This window comes from Enterococcus sp. M-BR2 (assembly GCF_056612775.1).
Map to the genome: position 1 here is coordinate 829,661 of NZ_CM152743.1, position 16,380 is coordinate 846,040.

Here is a 16,380-nt window from a genome sequence, read left to right on the forward strand (position 1 = left end):
CTTTTCGTTTCTAGTTACCGGTAACAAGGATACTTCTAAAATAGAATCGGTTATAATCAAGAGGGACCGTTAAAGTCTAATGGTAATAAGTCAAGATAAAAATGAAACATAGTTTTATTGAGTCACCTGTTTTGAAGCGCACTTAACTAGACCCGACCAAAATCAAAATTTTTTCGGGTCATTTCAAGGATTTGCGTCAATAACAAAGTGTTATTTATCTATCACGCTCCTTGGGGGCGTGTAGAGTTGATGGTTACGTAGTAGCGTATCCACCAGACGCGTAAATTTTCTTGCGGTTAAGACGAGAGCTCGTTTGTGTTGATGTTTTGGAACCTCTTTATATTTGCTTTGATAAAAAGCTTTATATTCGGGAAGATAATTTTTTACAGAGTTGGCAGCTTCAACTAAGTAATAACGGAAATATCGATTCCCTTGTTTTGTCAGAGGCGTGTTTTGTGACTGATAGTTCCCGGATTGTTTGACTTTCCAGCTTAATCCAGCATATTTTGCTAATTTCGTCTGATCTTCAAATCTTTCGATTTGACCGATTTCAGCGATCAATCCAGCGGCGTAGACTTTACCAACGCCTGGAATACTGGTTAAGCATTGGTATTCTGGAATAACAACCACTAATTGTTCGATTGCTTTATCTAGTTCTTTGATGTTCTTTTCAAGAGCCCGTATTTCGCAGACAAGAACACCCAGAACAATATCAATAGACTCTTGGGCTACAGATCCTAAGCGATAGCTTGATCTGATAGCTCGTTGAATCGCCTTGGCAATTTTTTCTGGTTGCTTGAACCGACCTCTTCCTTTTTCTTGAAGTAAGTCACAGAAGGCTTCCAAAGGAAGCTCAGCTAACTCATCGAGGGTGAAGTCTTCTGTCATAAGGGAAATGACTGTGGCACTAAAAAGACTTGTCGATTCGTCTCGCATTTCTCGAGCAAGCGTATTGCATTTGTACGTTAGATTTTCCAGAAAATGTTGTTTTGTACGAGTTAATTGCTTAATGAGTTGATAGCGAGTACGAGTTAAACGCTGTAAAGCCATGTATTTCTCTTCTTTGATAGGGGAAGTTGTGAATCGTTGGATACGCAAAAAGTCAGCAATTCTTAATGCATCGTTTCGATCAGTTTTATCCTCATCAAACATGCGACTGAACTGTTTAATCCGAAAAGGATTTTCAATCGTTACAAGTGTATTGAGTTTCTTCAGCTCCTCATCTTCGTGAAAAAACATGGAAGGGTGAAAGCTGTACATGGACGTTGATTCCATACCAATCACAATCTGATTAAAGTGATAATTCTCATTGAACTCAAGAATCATATCTCGTATGGATGTGGCACCCTCAATATCATTGGTAACAGGGATTTCAGACAATATAGAGAGTTGATCATCGTCAGTTAGAAAACAAACATCTAATTTTTCAGAGCTAACGTCAATACCGACAAATAATTTCATGGAAGAAGGACCTCCTTTCATTTTAAATTTTGGAAAATGCTTCGATACTGTGGGATTCCCCAGAAACTCACTGTATAGCCACAACCTCGCCTAATAGAATACGGTGATAAAAGAGCTAGAAGCTGCCTTCCAACTACTATTTGAAAGTCTAGTCCATTATCGAAACAGCTAATGAGTTGGTAGTGATAACAGTGGCACGGGTAACAGACTTTACAAGGTAGACAAAACTACAGGGGTGAGTAGCAAATTCCCGTTGGATCCTTTCCATACATCCATTGTACTCTGAGAAATCACACAATATCGAAACAAATTCCGGAAGGAATGTGTTATTCAATAAATTTTATGATTTATAGACACCTTGAAAGAAAACTGTTAGACAAAATATATTTTACGAGGAGTGAAACGATATGATACAAGAACAAAAATGGTGGAAAGAAGCAGTAGGCTATCAAATCTATCCGGCTAGTTTCAAAGATAGCAACGGCGATGGACAAGGAGATATCAATGGGATCCGCGAAAAACTTGGATACTTGAAAGATCTTGGCATCGGATTTATCTGGATCAATCCAATCTATCAATCTCCATTTATTGATAATGGTTATGACGTAAGTGACTATCAAGACATAGAAAAGCGATTCGGCACGATGGAAGATTTTGATTTATTGCTGAAAGAAGCACATGAATTAGGAATCAAAGTTATTATGGATCTTGTCATCAACCACAGTTCGGATCAGCATCAATGGTTTGAAGAATCGAAGAAATCCAAAGAAAGCCCTTATCGAGATTATTACATTTGGGTCGATGGAGTAGATGGCAAAGAACCAAATAATTGGACATCGATTTTCGGCGGCTCTGCTTGGGAATATTCTCACGAAACAGGACAGTATTATCTGCATGTCTTTGCAAAAGAACAACCAGACTTAAATTGGGAAAGTGAGAAATTGAAAGAAGAACTATTCAATATGATTCGATGGTGGCTAGATAAAGGGATAGACGGATTTCGCTTAGATGCGATTTCTCATGTAAAAAAAGATGAATATTCAGTAAAAGCCACAGAGAACCCTTTTTCACCCTTTCAAAATGTCTCGGGAATCGAAGAACATTTGACTGATTTAAAACATGTTTTCGAAGAGTACGATATCATGACAGTCGGAGAAGCAAGCGGCGTCACTGCAGAAGAAGGGCCGGAATGGGTAGGAAAAGACGGTTATTTCGATATGATCTTTGAATTCGATCATATCCATATTTGGCAGCAAGAAAAAGAAGGGCAATTAGACGTCCTTAAGTTAAAACATGCATTAAGTGCTTGGCAAACTTCCCTAGATGGTATCGGATGGAACGCTTTATATATGGAAAACCATGATGTTCCTCGTGCCGTTTCTGTGTTCGGAGATACCCGTCCCGAATTTTGGGCTATGTCTGCAAAAGCAATCGCTATGATGTATTTCTTTTTGCAAGGAACGCCATTTATTTATCAAGGACAAGAAATCGGAATGACGAATATGCCTTTTGAATCGATCGATCAAGTTGATGCAGTGGATTCGAAAAGACTATATGAAAGGCTTCTTGCGGAAGGTAAGACAAGAGAAGAAGCATTAGATATCATTCGTGAAACCACCAGAGACAATAGCAGAACACCCATGCAATGGACTTCAGAAGAATATGCCGGCTTTTCTACACATGAGCCTTGGATGATCACTAATCCTAATACCAAAACGATCAATGTAGAACAACAAGAACATGAACCGGATTCGATCTTGCAATTCTATAAGAACATGATCCGCATTAGACAAATCAATAAAGGCCTGATATACGGTTCTTATAAAGAATATCTTCATGAACATCCACAACTATATGTCTATGAAAGAGATTTAGAAGATGAACAGTATCTTATTATGGTAAACTTGACGGAATCATTTGCTGACTATGAACTCCCAAAAGAAGCAGATCAGTCATGGACATTGCTCTTATCAAATTATTCTAGCGGAAACTTTGAAAAAAAAGGAACACTAGCCCCTTATGAAGCTCGGCTGTATAAAACAAACAATTAAAAAACTTCCTCGTTAAAGTTCAATAGTTGGACTTTCCGAGGAAGTTTTTCTGATTTACCCATCTTAATAATTTGCTCTAGGACCACCGATATATTTAGGACGAGAGCGAAGGGCTGTCACATGGGCTTGTCCCAAGGTTTTCAAACGAGGTCTGACAGGCACTTGGACATGTTTGATATGCATACCGATCGAAGTGTCACCGATATCGATGCCGGCTTGCCCAATTACATGCTCCACTTCGACAGGGTCATTGAACTGCTCAAAAGCAGCAACAGAACAAGCACCTCCAGCGTGTAATGCAGGGATAACAGAGACGATTTCGAATTTTTTTGCTTCTGCCACTGTTCGTTCTACCACCAATGCTCGATTCAAATGTTCGCAACCTTGGACAGCTAAGGCAATTTCTTTAGGATCTAATAGCTCTTTTAACGTACGGATGATCCACTGACCAACTTCCGCACTGGAATTTTTTCCAATATGTCCACCGACGACTTCACTTGTGCTGCACCCTAAAACAAAGAGATCTCCTTTTTTCAAATGTGCCTCAGCCAATACGTCATTAACTATTTCAGTCAATTGAACTTTCAATTCTTTTTCTGACAACTTCATTCTCTAAAACCTTCTTTTCAATTAATATTGCTTCCGTGCTTGAATACGTTGAAGACTTGCAGTTATAGGAAAGGCAAGACCCATACCGATAAGATTTTGAAAGGTATTCCCTGGGATAGAAGCCACTCCAGCCGGCCAATCATACAAAATCCAACCGGCGATACCATAGCCGACGATCATAACTAAGCTTCCTAAAAAAAGACCAAATAGCCACATGCGAGTAGAAGATTTACTGAAAGATCCGGCAACATATCCTTGTAATCCGTGAATCACTAATGAAAAAATAGCCCATTGCGGATATCCTGAAATCAAATCGATTAATAGACCACTGGAAGCACCGACAACTAATCCACCCATTGGACCATAAAGAAAAGAAGCAGTATAGATTCCAGCCTCACATAATGTCACAAAACCGTTCGTAGCCGGTACAGGGATCAAAATAGTTAATGAAAGTGCAACGGTCAACGCAATCAACATCGCATAGATTGTTAGTTGTTTAGTTTTCATTTATCGTTCCTCCTTTTTGGATACCGCCAGACCAGACGCTTCCTGTATGATCATTCATCAGCACACCATTGGAAATACAATGGGCAACAAATTTTTTACTTTCTGCTACGGCTTTTGAAACGTCTGTTCCTAATACAAGATTCGCTGTTATTGCAGAAGAAAAGGCACAACCGGCACCATTTACTGTCGGGGTATCGACTTTTTTCTGAGAAAACACCTCATGATGGTCAACTGAATAGAGAAGATCCACAGCTTGTTCGCCAGCCATCCTTGTGCCGCCTTTTATTACAATTTTCTTTGCTCCTGAAGCAGTGAGCTCTTTAGCGAGATGGATCATTTCTATCAACGAAGAGGGGAGAGCTTGACCAGAAAGTAAAGCAGCTTCTGCCAAATTAGGCGTAATCATCGTAACAAGTGGAAAAAGTTCTTCGATGAGCTGCGAAATATACCATTGATTGATCACAGTTTCAGTTTCTTTGAATGCCAAAACAGGGTCTAAAATGATTGGGATATTTTGTTTTGCTTTTATGAAGTCTCGAACAACCATGATTGCTTCACTTGAATTTAATAACCCAATCTTGATTCCATCTAATGAAGTCATTTGATCAATTGAAGCCAACTGTCGTTCAAGCAATTCTGAAGGAATAGATTCCAAGATAAATCGCCCATTCGTATCTAGTACCCCTATAGATGTCAAGGCGCTTAGCCCGAATAAACCAAAATCTTCAAAAGTTTTTAAGTCTGTTTGGATTCCTCCACCAGCAAATGGATCAGAGCCACCAATCGTCAAGATTCTTTTCATAACATTTCCCTCCATGAATAAGAGTATAACGAAATTTTCAAAAAAGAAAAACAGCCAATTGGCATATTTTTATCTCATCCAATTTTCAAAAAGAAGCGAAAAGGGAATGTGACAAAAATCGTGTCACATTCCCTTTTTCCAAATAAACGGTCTTCAATTAACTGGCCCTCGATATTAGCTCAACAAACGGTAAAATATAAGGAACTATTTTTGTTTGGCTGTTCTTATTACTTGATGCAGGACAGCTTTTTCACAACCGCTTAAAAACGATTAGTTGTTTTGTGTTTTTAATTCTTTCTCGATTTGAAGCCGCTGAACTTTCATTGTAGCTGTTCGCGGGATTGCATCAAAGTCACGGATGATAGGGGCGTTCAAACGTGGAAGTTCATGGACTTGCTCCCACCAGCGATTCCAATCCATTTCTTTATCAGGAGCTAAAGCAATAATCGGCTGTGGAGAATGATTTTTATCTCTTACAATCACTACCTCTGCCAAAAAATCTAACGAATCTAATAAAAAGTCTTCAATAGCTAATGTACTATTGATCATTTCGATCAGATCCACTTGCCGATCTTTCAAAAATAGGTGGCCATGTTCATCCATAAAACCGTAATCTCCGCTATCCCACCAATCGCCATAAACATTTTCTTGGAACCGTGCATCTTCCTTATAATAAGTCAAAGCCCGTCCTTTAGACAGTAATTTTATATGACCATCTGTATTTTCAGGAAGGACGTTCCCGACTGAATCTGTGATCCGTGCGCTTGTCATGTCTTCCAGTCCAACGCCCATATCTCTTGCATCACTCGTTTTCAAACTGTCGAGTGTATGAGCCTTAAGAATCATTGGTCCACATTCACTTTGGCCATATACTTGAAGAAATACCGCATCTTGTGTTATTGATGTTCGCAAAAATGTTTCCATTGTCTGATTGTTTATGGCATCAAAAGTAGAGTGATAATAACGGATGCCAGAGAAAGCTTTTGGATGTTCTTTAGCAGTAAAACTCCACTGAACAAAGTTATTCGGATGAGTCTCTAATGCGATTGGTCGGTAGGTTTCCAACATATGAATAACTTTTGAACTTTGCGCGTCTGCTAAAGGCATCATAGGAAAACCCATGGACATCAAAGAAGAGATGCCAATATTGAATCTAGAATGTACGGGGGAAATGTGAAAAGCAATTAATTTCTTTTCTGAAATTTTTGCAAAAACAGTTTTTTGCCATTTCGTTCGCCAACCCATAGAATGAGCGGAATTACAAATAAGCTTAGGGATACCAGTTGTACCAGAAGTATGGGTCATATAAGAAATTTCATTTTTAGCTAAAAACGATTGGGGAACAGGAAAAGTAGGTTGCTCCAGTAAATAAACAATAGGAATCTGTTTTGATTTAGTCCCGTTTGAAATTTCTCCCACTCGTTTTTTTGTCTCATCATCAAATAAAACGAAGGGGTCTTCTAAACGGTCGATAAATACTTCCATTGTCGCTGTTGGTAGATGATAAGAAGTCATGACAGGCACTGCACCAAGGTAAGACACAGAAACAGCGAGAAGGTATGTGTCAAAAGCGGAACTCTTATAGATAATGACTTTGTCTCCAGATTTCACACCAAGATGGGCCAATTGATAAGCTCGATCTAATACACTTTCAAAGCATTTTTTGTAAGTTGTTTCAAGTCCTAACTCAGGAAAAGCAGAAAGCGGCTGATCAAAGATAATCGGGATCTCGGAAAAGCCAGCTGCAGCTTCTTGAAAATTCGTAAATAAATTCAAAGGGGAATACATTATGGTCTCCATCATTCACACTCCATTATCTTTTGTTAAGTAATATACAAACTAAAGATAATCGTAACATAAACCTTTGTATAATAACATATTTTATTGTGAAAAAAGTTCAGATTTCTATGTGACAGAAACCTGAACGAATGTCGCTAATTCATGATAAGAAAAATCAACCATTTTTTCCCAGATTTCTTGAAAAGAATGGGAAGATAGGTATCGATTACCACATAAATAGTTTACCGCGTCAGCATCATCTAAATATAGTTCAGTATAATAGCGATAGGTTTTTCGGCATAATTCTGGTGATACATTCTTATACACTGTGATTTTGCTCAAAATTTGGCGAATAGTCCGAGGAGAAATTTGTTGATCATGCGAGGAACGAAAAACAAAAGAATTTTCGTCCGTATTTTGTGCTGTTAACTTAAAATAGTTCTCCAGAAACGGCATCGCTTCTTTTGGTATTGGTACTTTACTCAATCTGTTTTCTTTTCTATTCAGATTAAGAATCTGCTTGGTCAAAGATACATCTTTACGTTTAAGTTCTACTACTTCATGGATCTTTAATCCGCAATACAGAAGAATGGCAGTAATCGCAAGGTTCCTCGGTCTATTTTTTTCTTCAAAGCTAGCTTCTCTGCTTGTTCGAAAGCCTTCAATCGGGATAAACAAATGCTCAAAATCTTTGAAAAGTTCAGCATCGATATATCGCGGAGCTGCTTTGGTTGTTTCCGGTAAACTTGTACCCAAAAGAGAGATCTCTTCTTCAATCAGTCCTTTTTGATACAAAAATCGTAAAAAATGATTTAATGAATATTGCTTCCTCGAAATCCCGTAATAGCTATTTTCAAACAATTGCTCCGTTTCTTGGTTCGCTGTAGTTTGGAACGAACGAGTATGTCGATAGATTTTAGCTAAGAAATTCTGATAATCTTGTTTTTCTAGACGGATAATCAGCTGGTCATCCACTTCTTCAGAAAATACTTTTCTCAAATAATCAGTAAACAAATGGAAATCTTTTGCATATTCATAGCGACTACCTAATGATAAAGAAGAACGATTTTCTTCTAAAAACTGTTGAAAGACGGAAGGGAGCAAATGTGTACGTTGTTTTAATTTTTCTTGCAGTTGTTTTCTAGTTTTGCTGTCCAATACAAATCCCTCCAGTTATTGTTCGTTTCCTTTATTTTACCGCATTTCTTCAAATGAGGATAGAGACTTTGTCTTGCTTTGATAAAGAGCATCCATGTAACTGTCTTTTAAAAGTCTTTACAAAACCAGAGGTGATTCTCTTAGTTTTTAAGAAGCCCTTAAGTTTCACTTGCAACAATAACTACAATTTCAAATAAAAACAGGTGAATATATGTCAGCTATTCTATTAATTCCAATCTACGAACCCACAGAAAACACTGTATTCTTCATTAATCAATTAGCACAATCTGTAAACGTACCGATTATCATTGTTGATGATGGAAGTGGGAAAACCTATCAAAAACTGTTTCAGCGAATGGAACATCCTAATATCACTAAAATCAGCTACTTTGACAACAAAGGCAAGGGATATGCATTAAAATTCGGCTTTTCAGTTATACTTGATTCCTATCCAGACATTACTGGCATTGTCACAGCAGACAGTGATGGTCAGCATGAAATCGAAGACATCCAAAAAATGCTAGTGGCAGTAGATCGATTAGCTGGTCAGGAATTCCTTTTGGGTGTAAGAGATTTTTCGTATGAAAACACGCCCTTTCGAAGCTATTTCGGGAATCGAATGACGAGCGGTTTTTATTATCTTTCCTCAGGTATCCACTTACAGGATACACAAACAGGACTGAGGGGATTTTCTATCTCTAGTTTATCTGAACTGCTCAAAATCGAAGGAAATCGGTTTGAATATGAAATCAATCAACTGCTAGTTTTACCAAAGATCGGCTATCGAATGACTACGATCCCTATCAAAACAATATATAGCGATGGAAATAAAGGTTCCCATTTTCGAATATTCCAAGATTCCTATCTTGTTTATCGTCCGTTCATTCGTTTCTTTTTTTCTTCGATTTCCTCTTCATTGGTGGATATTGGACTATTCTATTCCATTATATTTTTTATTGGAAATCATACAATGGCTTCTTTGTTGATTGCTACCATACTTTCTAGAGTACTATCAGGAATTTTCAATTATCAAATGAACCGACATTATGTGTTCAGAAAGCAAAGAGCCCATACTGCTTTTTATAAATACAGCTTATTGTTTCTCTTTCAACTAATTTTAAGTTGGCTAGGTGTGTCAATCCTTTCGGTTATTATTCAATCGCTTTTGCTTTGTAAGGCTGTTGTAGATATTTTATTGTTTTTTGCCAGTTTTTCTATTCAAAGGCGCATAGTCTTTCGTTAGGAGGAAATTTATATGAAACTTTTTTTAAGAAAAAAATATATGTGGGCATGTCTATCGAGTGTTTTCTTTTTAGGAAGTTCAAGTTGTATATTACTAAAAACATTTGTTTTGCCTCAGGAAATAGCATCAGTAGAAACGATATCCAAAGAGACTTCCAGCTCGACGACAGACACAAAAAGCACGAGTAACTCAAGTTCTTTTGAACCAGTGATTACAGATAATAGCTACCAAGATGAAAATATCAATATCACATTATCTTCAGAACGTGTTGATGAAACCACAGTTTATGTTGCTGATATTACAGTAAGCGATTCTAGCTATTTAAAAACAGCTTTGGCAAACAATACGTATGGACGCAACATCAAAGAAACTACATCTGCGATCGCACAAGAACAACAAGCAATTTTAGCGATAAACGGAGATTATTATGGTTTTAGAGATAAAGGATATGTACTTAGAAATGGCACACTATATCGTGATACACCTAGTGATGATGAAACGAAAGAAGACTTAGTAATTGATAAAAATGGTGATTTCTCAATAATAAAAGAAGCAGAAACATCTGCTGAGAAGCTAGTAGAAGAAGACGTACATCAAGTTTTATCTTTTGGTCCTGCTTTAGTTGAAAATGGAGAAGTCACTGTTTCTGAAGATGAGGAAGTGTCGCAGTCGATGAAAAGTAATCCACGAACCGCAATTGCTCAAGTTGGAACAAACCATTATCTCGTTGTTGTTTCAGAAGGTCGAACAGATAATAGTCAAGGGTTGAGTCTCAGCGAACTAGCAACTGTATTGAAAAATCACGGAGCAAAAACCGCATATAATTTGGATGGTGGAGGATCAACAACACTTTATTTCAATGGAAAAGTCATTAATCAAACAGTCGGCGGAAGCGGAAACTCTGAACGATCTGTCAGTGATATCGTTTTTATAGGTTAAGAAAAGGGGTATAGTTATGAATAAGAAAAAAGCATTTTATAGTTATTTTATTAGTTCAGTCCTTCTTTTCATCTTTCAATGGATTTATCATCATTTTAGCCACGGGGTCACTTCACAAGCCTTGAGATGGGTCTGGGTTATTCCAATGGTAGGAGGGGCATTCCTTTTTATTTTCAAAAAAATATTAAATACTTTTCAAAATCGCTTGGCTTTCAATTTATTCAATACTGGTTTGACTAGCTATATCGTCGGGATGATTCTTAAAGGAATATTAGAAATAGCTGGGACTTCCTCACCTTACATAGGAATTTATCCTATGATAGGAATGATTATACTGGGAATCAGTCTCTTTATCTATATAAGTAGCTTACTTATTCACGGATTGGATAAATAAGACAATCGTAATAAATGGAAATATAAGGATTTTTTTCAAAAAATTTCCTATAGGAATAAATGCACAAATGACTATTTTAGTGATATATATTTTGCTATTAGCATAGATATTCCGAAATTTCAATTAAAACGTTTTAATCTAATTCCAATCTAAATATTTGTAGAAATCAATCGTCTCCTATAGAATAAATTTATAAGTAAAAATATACCAATCATAAATCTATTTGCTAGGAGGAATTTACATGGAAGACAAAAATTTAACAGTCATCGGTAGCTACAGCACAAGGGATGAAGCATTATCAGTAATCGAACGATTACGTAACGAAGGGTATGATCGAGATGATATCGTTATTTATACTACTGATGAAGCAGCAACTAGACTGGGATTCGACGGATTATCCGGTATAGATGTTGAAACAGATGAGAATCGTATGGATGGCGAAGAAGATCGTTCTTTATGGGAAAGGATAAAAGACACTTTTTCTTTTGATACCTATGATTCTGAGACGGCTACGCCAGAAAATGATCCTTTATATCAGTATAGAGGAGATATTTCTGCTGGAAAATTTGTCATCACAGTAAAAGGCTATCGTCAGCCAGAAACAACAAAAGACACAATGGATACGCAAGATACAGTTACCTCGGCAAGCACAATGGGAACAGGACTAGGAACTGGGACTGGCACTGATCCAATGGACGTAGATGGCACGACAGGCTTTCAAAATACAACAGATCCATTGAATATGACACCAGGAACTGATCCGATGGACGTACCTGGCGAAGCTGATTCTATGAGTACAAGAGAGACTGAAGACATTGATCGCAAACCAAATCTAGATGATGATACGATTCAACTAAAAGAAGAAAAATTAGATGTAAATACACATGATGTTACCACTGGAGAAGTCGACATCCACAAACATGTGGTCAACGATACTGAAACGGTAGAAGTACCGGTCAAACGTGAAGAAATCGTCATCGAGCGCAAACCAGTAACAGATCCATCTTCACAGGGTACAGACGAAAACTTGGAAGATGACACAATCACTATCCCAATCAAAGAAGAGCAAGTAGATGTTAGCAAACATACAGTTGTTCGTGAAGAAGTGGGAATTCATAAAGAAGAACATGAAGACGTTGAAAAAGTGACAGAAGATGTTAGCCGAGAAGAATTGGATATTGACACAAGCGGTGATGTACACATTGAAGACCGCAATAAAAAATCTTAAGCGTAAGCTAAAGAGGTTGTGACAGAAGAGGTCCGCTTCAAGAAATAAGAAGGAATTTACGAAATTTGTTTCTCAAATTTTTGTGAAATTTCGGCTTATTTCCGAAGAAGCTACTTCTGGAACACCGTTTATTCGGAAAACAGGGCTGTGACAAGATTATTGTCACAGCCCTGTTCCTAGTATGTTTTAGAGTTAAGCATTATTTTTTAGGCTTCAACGGTAATTGGACTTTAAAATCAACTCCTTGTGGAAGATAATTGGATACAGAAATTTGTCCGTGGTGCTGTTCGATTATCTGTTTTGCAATCGCCAATCCAAGTCCGTAACCGCCAGTTTCCTTCGCACGAGATTGATCTTCCCGATAAAATCGATCAAAGATTCTTACTTGATCTTCTTCACTGATAGAAGGGCCAGTATTCTTTACGTGAATCAGCCATTCTTTATGGTTAACAGACGAATCTAAAATAATTTTATCTTTTGGATTCGTATATTTTAAGGCATTATCTAGCAAAATAACCAAAACTTGATGGATCTTTTTTTCGTCAATTGGTACTTCTGATGTTGCCTCGTTATGAAGGATAAACTCCTTTCCGTCTATGGTGGCCATCTCTTGAAATGGTTTAACAAGGTTTTCGATATATTCCTGTGTATTGATCATTTGTTTTGAAAGTAGCTGCTGATCAGAATCATTTCGGGCAATCGTCAGCAGATCTGAAGTCAATCCAGTGAGCCGTCTCGTCTCTGACAATGCTTGAGCAATACTTTCAGATTCCTCAATGATGGTATGATCAGGTTTGGTAAATAGATGTTCCAAACTATTTTGAATAATCGTTAACGGTGTACGTAATTCATGAGAAGCATTTTCGACAAATTCTTTTTGTCTTCTCCAAGAAAGAATGATAGGGCGCATGCTTAGACTAGACAAGTAATAACTAATGCCAATTGAGATAAGCCAGAAAACAACCATACACAAAATCATAATTGTGCGAAAAGTTGCTAATGAATTTTTGATTTGATTTGTATTTTCTAAAATTTGGATATAGGCAACACCAACTTGATTCGTCTCTGCTTTTTTTGTTATCGAGCGGAAGGAGAGGGTAGACGAGTCGTTTTCTTCATTTAATTCAATATTTTGGATGGTATTCAGATTTTTTGTATCCATTTTTAATTCTTTGATCTGATTGAAGCGTCCACCAATAGCTGCCTTATTCAATATCTCACCATTTTCAGACCACAAGATCACTTGAGTGTTAAATCGGTCATTTGATGGTTCCATCAATGGTTGTTCCATGTTTGTTCTGTTTTGTTCCATTTGATTCGGGTTCAAAAAGGGATCACCTTGCTGATACCTTTGTATCTCTAATTGTACTGTCCGAGAATCAAAATCTGTTTTCTCTAATGAAAGATCCGTTTCTCTATACGCAGATTGGTTCAATATCTGTAAAGTAATGAACCCCAGAAGAAAAAAGATCAAAGCAAATGCAGCTACATTCGTTATAAAAAAACGGCTACGTTGCTTACGCGTAATATCTCCATTCATTGCATCACACCCCTTGCAATATATAACCAACATTACGTAAAGTTTTGATTTCTTTATCTAGTCCAGTACTGCGTAGATGTTTCCGTAAATTGCTCATGTAAACTTCAACAACTGTAATCGTCGTATCAGAATCAAATCCCCAGATCCGATCAAATATCTGCTCTTTTGTCAAAATGATTCCTTTATTTTGTAAAAAATAAACGAGTAATTCAAACTCTTTTCCTTGTATGGGCAAAACTTGTTCTTTGTACAATACTTCATTACTTTTTAGATCACAACTGATATCCTTATACTTCAGAATGTTTTCATCAAAGAGACCAAGCGATCGTTTCAATAATGCTTTCACGCGCATGATCAATTCTTCTCGATAGAACGGTTTTGTCAGATAATCATCTGCACCACGTTCAAATCCTTCAATCTTATCTTCCAAACTATCTTTTGCTGTCAAAATCAATACAGGAGTCTGTATTTTTTCTTTCCGTAACTTTGCTAGGACTTCATAACCATTCATTTCCGGCATCATCAAATCCAAGATTGCAAGGTCATAAACACCGCTTTCCAACTCAAACAGTCCTTCACTACCGTTATAAACTTGTGTTATCTCACCAATTGTTGTGAGTATTTCTTTTATATTGTTTGATAATACTTTATCGTCTTCTATTACTAACAGTTTAATCATTTTCCCACCTCATTCATTTGGTCACTTTAGTTTATCATGGAAAGCATAAATAAGACTTAAATAAATTTTTTATGACTCATGTTAAGGTTTTATCGAAAGATGTCTTAGACAATTTATTGATAAGAAAAAAACAACATAAGTGACAAAATGTCACTTTGAAGTTACACTATTCAACGAGTGACATTTTGTCACTATCAATCTATCATAGGGAGGAAAAACAAATGTTTCTAGCTATCAAAGAAATTCGCTATTCTAAATTACGATATGGCTTGATCGTCGGTATTATGTTCTTGATTGCGTATGTCGTATTCATGTTGTCAGGACTAGCGAATGGACTTTCAGAAGAGTTTAAAAAAGCAATCGATGATTGGGACGCACAAGAGATTGTTTTGTCGGAGGATGCAAATCAAGTATTTGCAGCTTCACAATTAACAAGAGGAGATCTGAAATACATTGAAGGAGGAGAGAAAGCACCAATCGGATTGTACAGCGGAGCAATCAAAGGAAAAAATAAAGAAAATGTTACAGTTTTCGGCACAACGAAAGAAGCATTTTTATTACCAAAACTCACGAAAGGGCATGAATTTAAAACAAAGAATGAAATCATCATCTCTCAAAATCTGGCTGATTCAGGCTATAAAATTGGAGATACGATCAAAATTGGCAGTTACGACGATCCTTTGACGATTGTCGGTATCTTTCCTGAAACTTATTACACAGTTTCTCCCGTCATCTATGCATCCCTAGATACGTGGACTGCTTTGAAGTATGGAAAACAGCCGTTTGCTTCTGAAGAAGAACAGCCGATCAATGGGATCGTAATAAAGGATTCAGCTAAAATTTCGAAAGAAAAAACATCGAAGGATCTACAGTTATTAACTATTGGGACATTCATTGAAAGTATTCCTGGCTATTCTGCCCAAAATATGACCTTAAATGCGATGATATACTTTTTGTTCTTAGTGGTTGCTGCCGTGGTCGGTATTTTCATGTACGTGATGACACTTCAGAAGACTGCTATTTTTGGAGTAATGAAAGCACAAGGGATTAAAAATTTCTTCATCGCTAAATCTTTAGTAGCACAGTCCTTTATTGTTGGGGTGGTAGGCGTTCTGCTTGCTCTTTTGTTTGCTTATTTGACTAGTCTGATTTTACCAAGCGCGATGCCTTTTGCTGTTTTTTGGTCACAATGGTTGCTATATAGTGGGATTTTGATCATTGTCGCAATGCTAGGCGGATTGTTTTCGATACGTACGATAACCAAAGTAGACCCAATTACAGCAATAGGAGGTTAATAAAAATGAAAAAAATATTAACGATGAAAAAAGTTACCAAAACATTTGGTTCTGGTCATACAAAGGTCTCAGCTTTGAAAGCAATTGATTTTTATGTAAAGGAAGGAGAATTCGTCAGCATCATTGGTCCTTCTGGTTCAGGTAAAAGTACTTTCCTTACCATTTCAGGAGGATTGCAAACACCGACTTCCGGAGAAATAGTGATCAACGGTCACTCTCTAACTGAGCTTCCAGAAAAAAAACGAGCAGATTTACGCTTTAAAGAAATTGGATTTATTCTCCAAAGCTCTAATTTGATTCCTTTTTTAACGGTAAAGGAACAATTTGAACTAGTTGACCAAGTTACTTCAAAAAAAGAAGATTTAACAAAAATCGATTCCTTGCTGCAATCTTTAGATATCCAGTCACTTAAAAATAGTTATCCTAAAGACCTTTCTGGTGGAGAAAGACAGAGAGTGGCAATTGCTCGCGCTTTATATAATGAGCCAAGCTTGATCTTAGCAGACGAACCAACAGCTAGTTTGGATACAGATCATGCATATGAAGTCGTCAAATTACTAGTTAAAGAAGCTCATGAGAAACAAAAAGCGACTATTATGGTTACTCATGATGTCCGTATGATTCAATGGAGTGATCGCGTTTATCGAATGGAAGATGGGTACTTGACAGAAGAAGAGAAAAAGAAGGAATGAATC

15 protein-coding genes are annotated in these 16,380 nt (G+C 37.1%); 7 read left to right on the forward strand and 8 right to left on the reverse strand.

The annotated features are described in order from the left end of the window. Positions 1-210: 210 nt before the first annotated feature. A complete protein-coding gene (locus tag AC1F25_RS04070) occupies positions 211-1,461 on the reverse strand; it encodes an IS110 family RNA-guided transposase (protein ID WP_119364931.1) in 1,251 nt (416 codons plus the stop codon). Positions 1,462-1,868: 407 nt separating this feature from the next. Between AC1F25_RS04070 and AC1F25_RS04075 the strand changes: the two genes are divergently transcribed. After that, the gene (locus AC1F25_RS04075; RefSeq protein WP_002306719.1) at positions 1,869-3,512 is read left to right on the forward strand and encodes a glycoside hydrolase family 13 protein; all 1,644 of its coding nucleotides are present in this window, start codon (positions 1,869-1,871) and stop codon (positions 3,510-3,512) included. 63 nt (positions 3,513-3,575) lie between these two features. On the opposite strand, the gene AC1F25_RS04080 is transcribed toward AC1F25_RS04075, so the two are convergent. The 5 genes from AC1F25_RS04080 to AC1F25_RS04100 all read right to left on the reverse strand — a co-directional run bounded on the left by AC1F25_RS04080 (position 3,576) and on the right by AC1F25_RS04100 (position 8,367). Then, the gene (locus tag AC1F25_RS04080; protein ID WP_002290783.1) at positions 3,576-4,121 is read right to left on the reverse strand and encodes a TIGR01440 family protein; all 546 of its coding nucleotides are present in this window, start codon (positions 4,119-4,121) and stop codon (positions 3,576-3,578) included. Between the two features lie 21 nt (positions 4,122-4,142). After that, positions 4,143-4,628: an ECF transporter S component gene (locus AC1F25_RS04085; protein WP_002306721.1), complete on the reverse strand. Its 486-nt coding sequence runs from the start codon at positions 4,626-4,628 to the stop codon at positions 4,143-4,145. Continuing rightward, a complete protein-coding gene (locus AC1F25_RS04090; protein WP_002306723.1) occupies positions 4,618-5,430 on the reverse strand; it encodes a hydroxymethylpyrimidine/phosphomethylpyrimidine kinase in 813 nt (270 codons plus the stop codon). Before AC1F25_RS04090 ends, AC1F25_RS04085 begins: the two co-directional genes overlap by 11 nt. Positions 5,431-5,700: 270 nt before the next feature. Beyond that, positions 5,701-7,233, reverse strand: coding sequence for an AMP-binding protein (locus AC1F25_RS04095; protein WP_479994277.1), 1,533 nt, complete (start codon positions 7,231-7,233; stop codon positions 5,701-5,703). A gap of 102 nt (positions 7,234-7,335) precedes the next feature. Next, positions 7,336-8,367: a tyrosine-type recombinase/integrase gene (locus tag AC1F25_RS04100; protein WP_002309246.1), complete on the reverse strand. Its 1,032-nt coding sequence runs from the start codon at positions 8,365-8,367 to the stop codon at positions 7,336-7,338. Between the two features lie 211 nt (positions 8,368-8,578). Here AC1F25_RS04100 and AC1F25_RS04105 point away from each other — a divergent pair, with 211 nt between their 5' ends. The 4 genes from AC1F25_RS04105 to AC1F25_RS04120 all read left to right on the forward strand — a co-directional run bounded on the left by AC1F25_RS04105 (position 8,579) and on the right by AC1F25_RS04120 (position 12,171). Then, on the forward strand, positions 8,579-9,610 hold the full coding sequence (locus tag AC1F25_RS04105) for a bifunctional glycosyltransferase family 2/GtrA family protein (protein ID WP_002313750.1): 1,032 nt from the start codon (positions 8,579-8,581) through the stop codon (positions 9,608-9,610). A 12-nt stretch (positions 9,611-9,622) separates the two neighbouring features. Then, on the forward strand, positions 9,623-10,549 hold the full coding sequence (locus AC1F25_RS04110) for a phosphodiester glycosidase family protein (protein ID WP_139913867.1): 927 nt from the start codon (positions 9,623-9,625) through the stop codon (positions 10,547-10,549). Between the two features lie 16 nt (positions 10,550-10,565). Next, positions 10,566-10,943, forward strand: coding sequence for a hypothetical protein (locus AC1F25_RS04115; RefSeq protein ID WP_002309249.1), 378 nt, complete (start codon positions 10,566-10,568; stop codon positions 10,941-10,943). A 241-nt stretch (positions 10,944-11,184) separates the two neighbouring features. Next, complete coding sequence (locus AC1F25_RS04120; RefSeq protein WP_002313752.1) at positions 11,185-12,171, forward strand: DUF2382 domain-containing protein; 987 nt, start codon at positions 11,185-11,187, stop codon at positions 12,169-12,171. 199 nt (positions 12,172-12,370) lie between these two features. On the opposite strand, the gene AC1F25_RS04125 is transcribed toward AC1F25_RS04120, so the two are convergent. After that, the gene (locus AC1F25_RS04125) at positions 12,371-13,711 is read right to left on the reverse strand and encodes a sensor histidine kinase (protein ID WP_002345105.1); all 1,341 of its coding nucleotides are present in this window, start codon (positions 13,709-13,711) and stop codon (positions 12,371-12,373) included. Positions 13,712-13,715: 4 nt separating this feature from the next. After that, the gene (locus AC1F25_RS04130) at positions 13,716-14,390 is read right to left on the reverse strand and encodes a response regulator transcription factor (protein ID WP_002309252.1); all 675 of its coding nucleotides are present in this window, start codon (positions 14,388-14,390) and stop codon (positions 13,716-13,718) included. A gap of 221 nt (positions 14,391-14,611) precedes the next feature. On the opposite strand from AC1F25_RS04130, the gene AC1F25_RS04135 reads away from it, so the two are divergent. Beyond that, positions 14,612-15,685, forward strand: coding sequence for an ABC transporter permease (locus tag AC1F25_RS04135; protein WP_002345929.1), 1,074 nt, complete (start codon positions 14,612-14,614; stop codon positions 15,683-15,685). Between the two features lie 5 nt (positions 15,686-15,690). After that, entirely contained in the window at positions 15,691-16,377 is a 687-nt protein-coding gene (locus AC1F25_RS04140) for an ABC transporter ATP-binding protein (protein WP_070872958.1), read from the forward strand. Positions 16,378-16,380: the final 3 nt, after the last annotated feature.

Bases quoted from the DNA above. Each gene is read 5' to 3' on its own strand.
- AC1F25_RS04070 (WP_119364931.1), bottom strand. From the start codon at position 1,461: ATGAAATTATTTGTCGGTATTGACGTTAGCTCTGAAAAATTAGATGTT.
- AC1F25_RS04075 (WP_002306719.1), top strand. From the start codon at position 1,869: ATGATACAAGAACAAAAATGGTGGAAAGAAGCAGTAGGCTATCAAATC.
- AC1F25_RS04080 (WP_002290783.1), bottom strand. From the start codon at position 4,121: ATGAAGTTGTCAGAAAAAGAATTGAAAGTTCAATTGACTGAAATAGTT.
- AC1F25_RS04085 (WP_002306721.1), bottom strand. From the start codon at position 4,628: ATGAAAACTAAACAACTAACAATCTATGCGATGTTGATTGCGTTGACC.
- AC1F25_RS04090 (WP_002306723.1), bottom strand. From the start codon at position 5,430: ATGAAAAGAATCTTGACGATTGGTGGCTCTGATCCATTTGCTGGTGGA.
- AC1F25_RS04095 (WP_479994277.1), bottom strand. From the start codon at position 7,233: ATGATGGAGACCATAATGTATTCCCCTTTGAATTTATTTACGAATTTT.
- AC1F25_RS04105 (WP_002313750.1), top strand. From the start codon at position 8,579: ATGTCAGCTATTCTATTAATTCCAATCTACGAACCCACAGAAAACACT.
- AC1F25_RS04110 (WP_139913867.1), top strand. From the start codon at position 9,623: ATGAAACTTTTTTTAAGAAAAAAATATATGTGGGCATGTCTATCGAGT.
- AC1F25_RS04115 (WP_002309249.1), top strand. From the start codon at position 10,566: ATGAATAAGAAAAAAGCATTTTATAGTTATTTTATTAGTTCAGTCCTT.
- AC1F25_RS04120 (WP_002313752.1), top strand. From the start codon at position 11,185: ATGGAAGACAAAAATTTAACAGTCATCGGTAGCTACAGCACAAGGGAT.
- AC1F25_RS04125 (WP_002345105.1), bottom strand. From the start codon at position 13,711: ATGAATGGAGATATTACGCGTAAGCAACGTAGCCGTTTTTTTATAACG.
- AC1F25_RS04130 (WP_002309252.1), bottom strand. From the start codon at position 14,390: ATGATTAAACTGTTAGTAATAGAAGACGATAAAGTATTATCAAACAAT.
- AC1F25_RS04135 (WP_002345929.1), top strand. From the start codon at position 14,612: ATGTTTCTAGCTATCAAAGAAATTCGCTATTCTAAATTACGATATGGC.
- AC1F25_RS04140 (WP_070872958.1), top strand. From the start codon at position 15,691: ATGAAAAAAATATTAACGATGAAAAAAGTTACCAAAACATTTGGTTCT.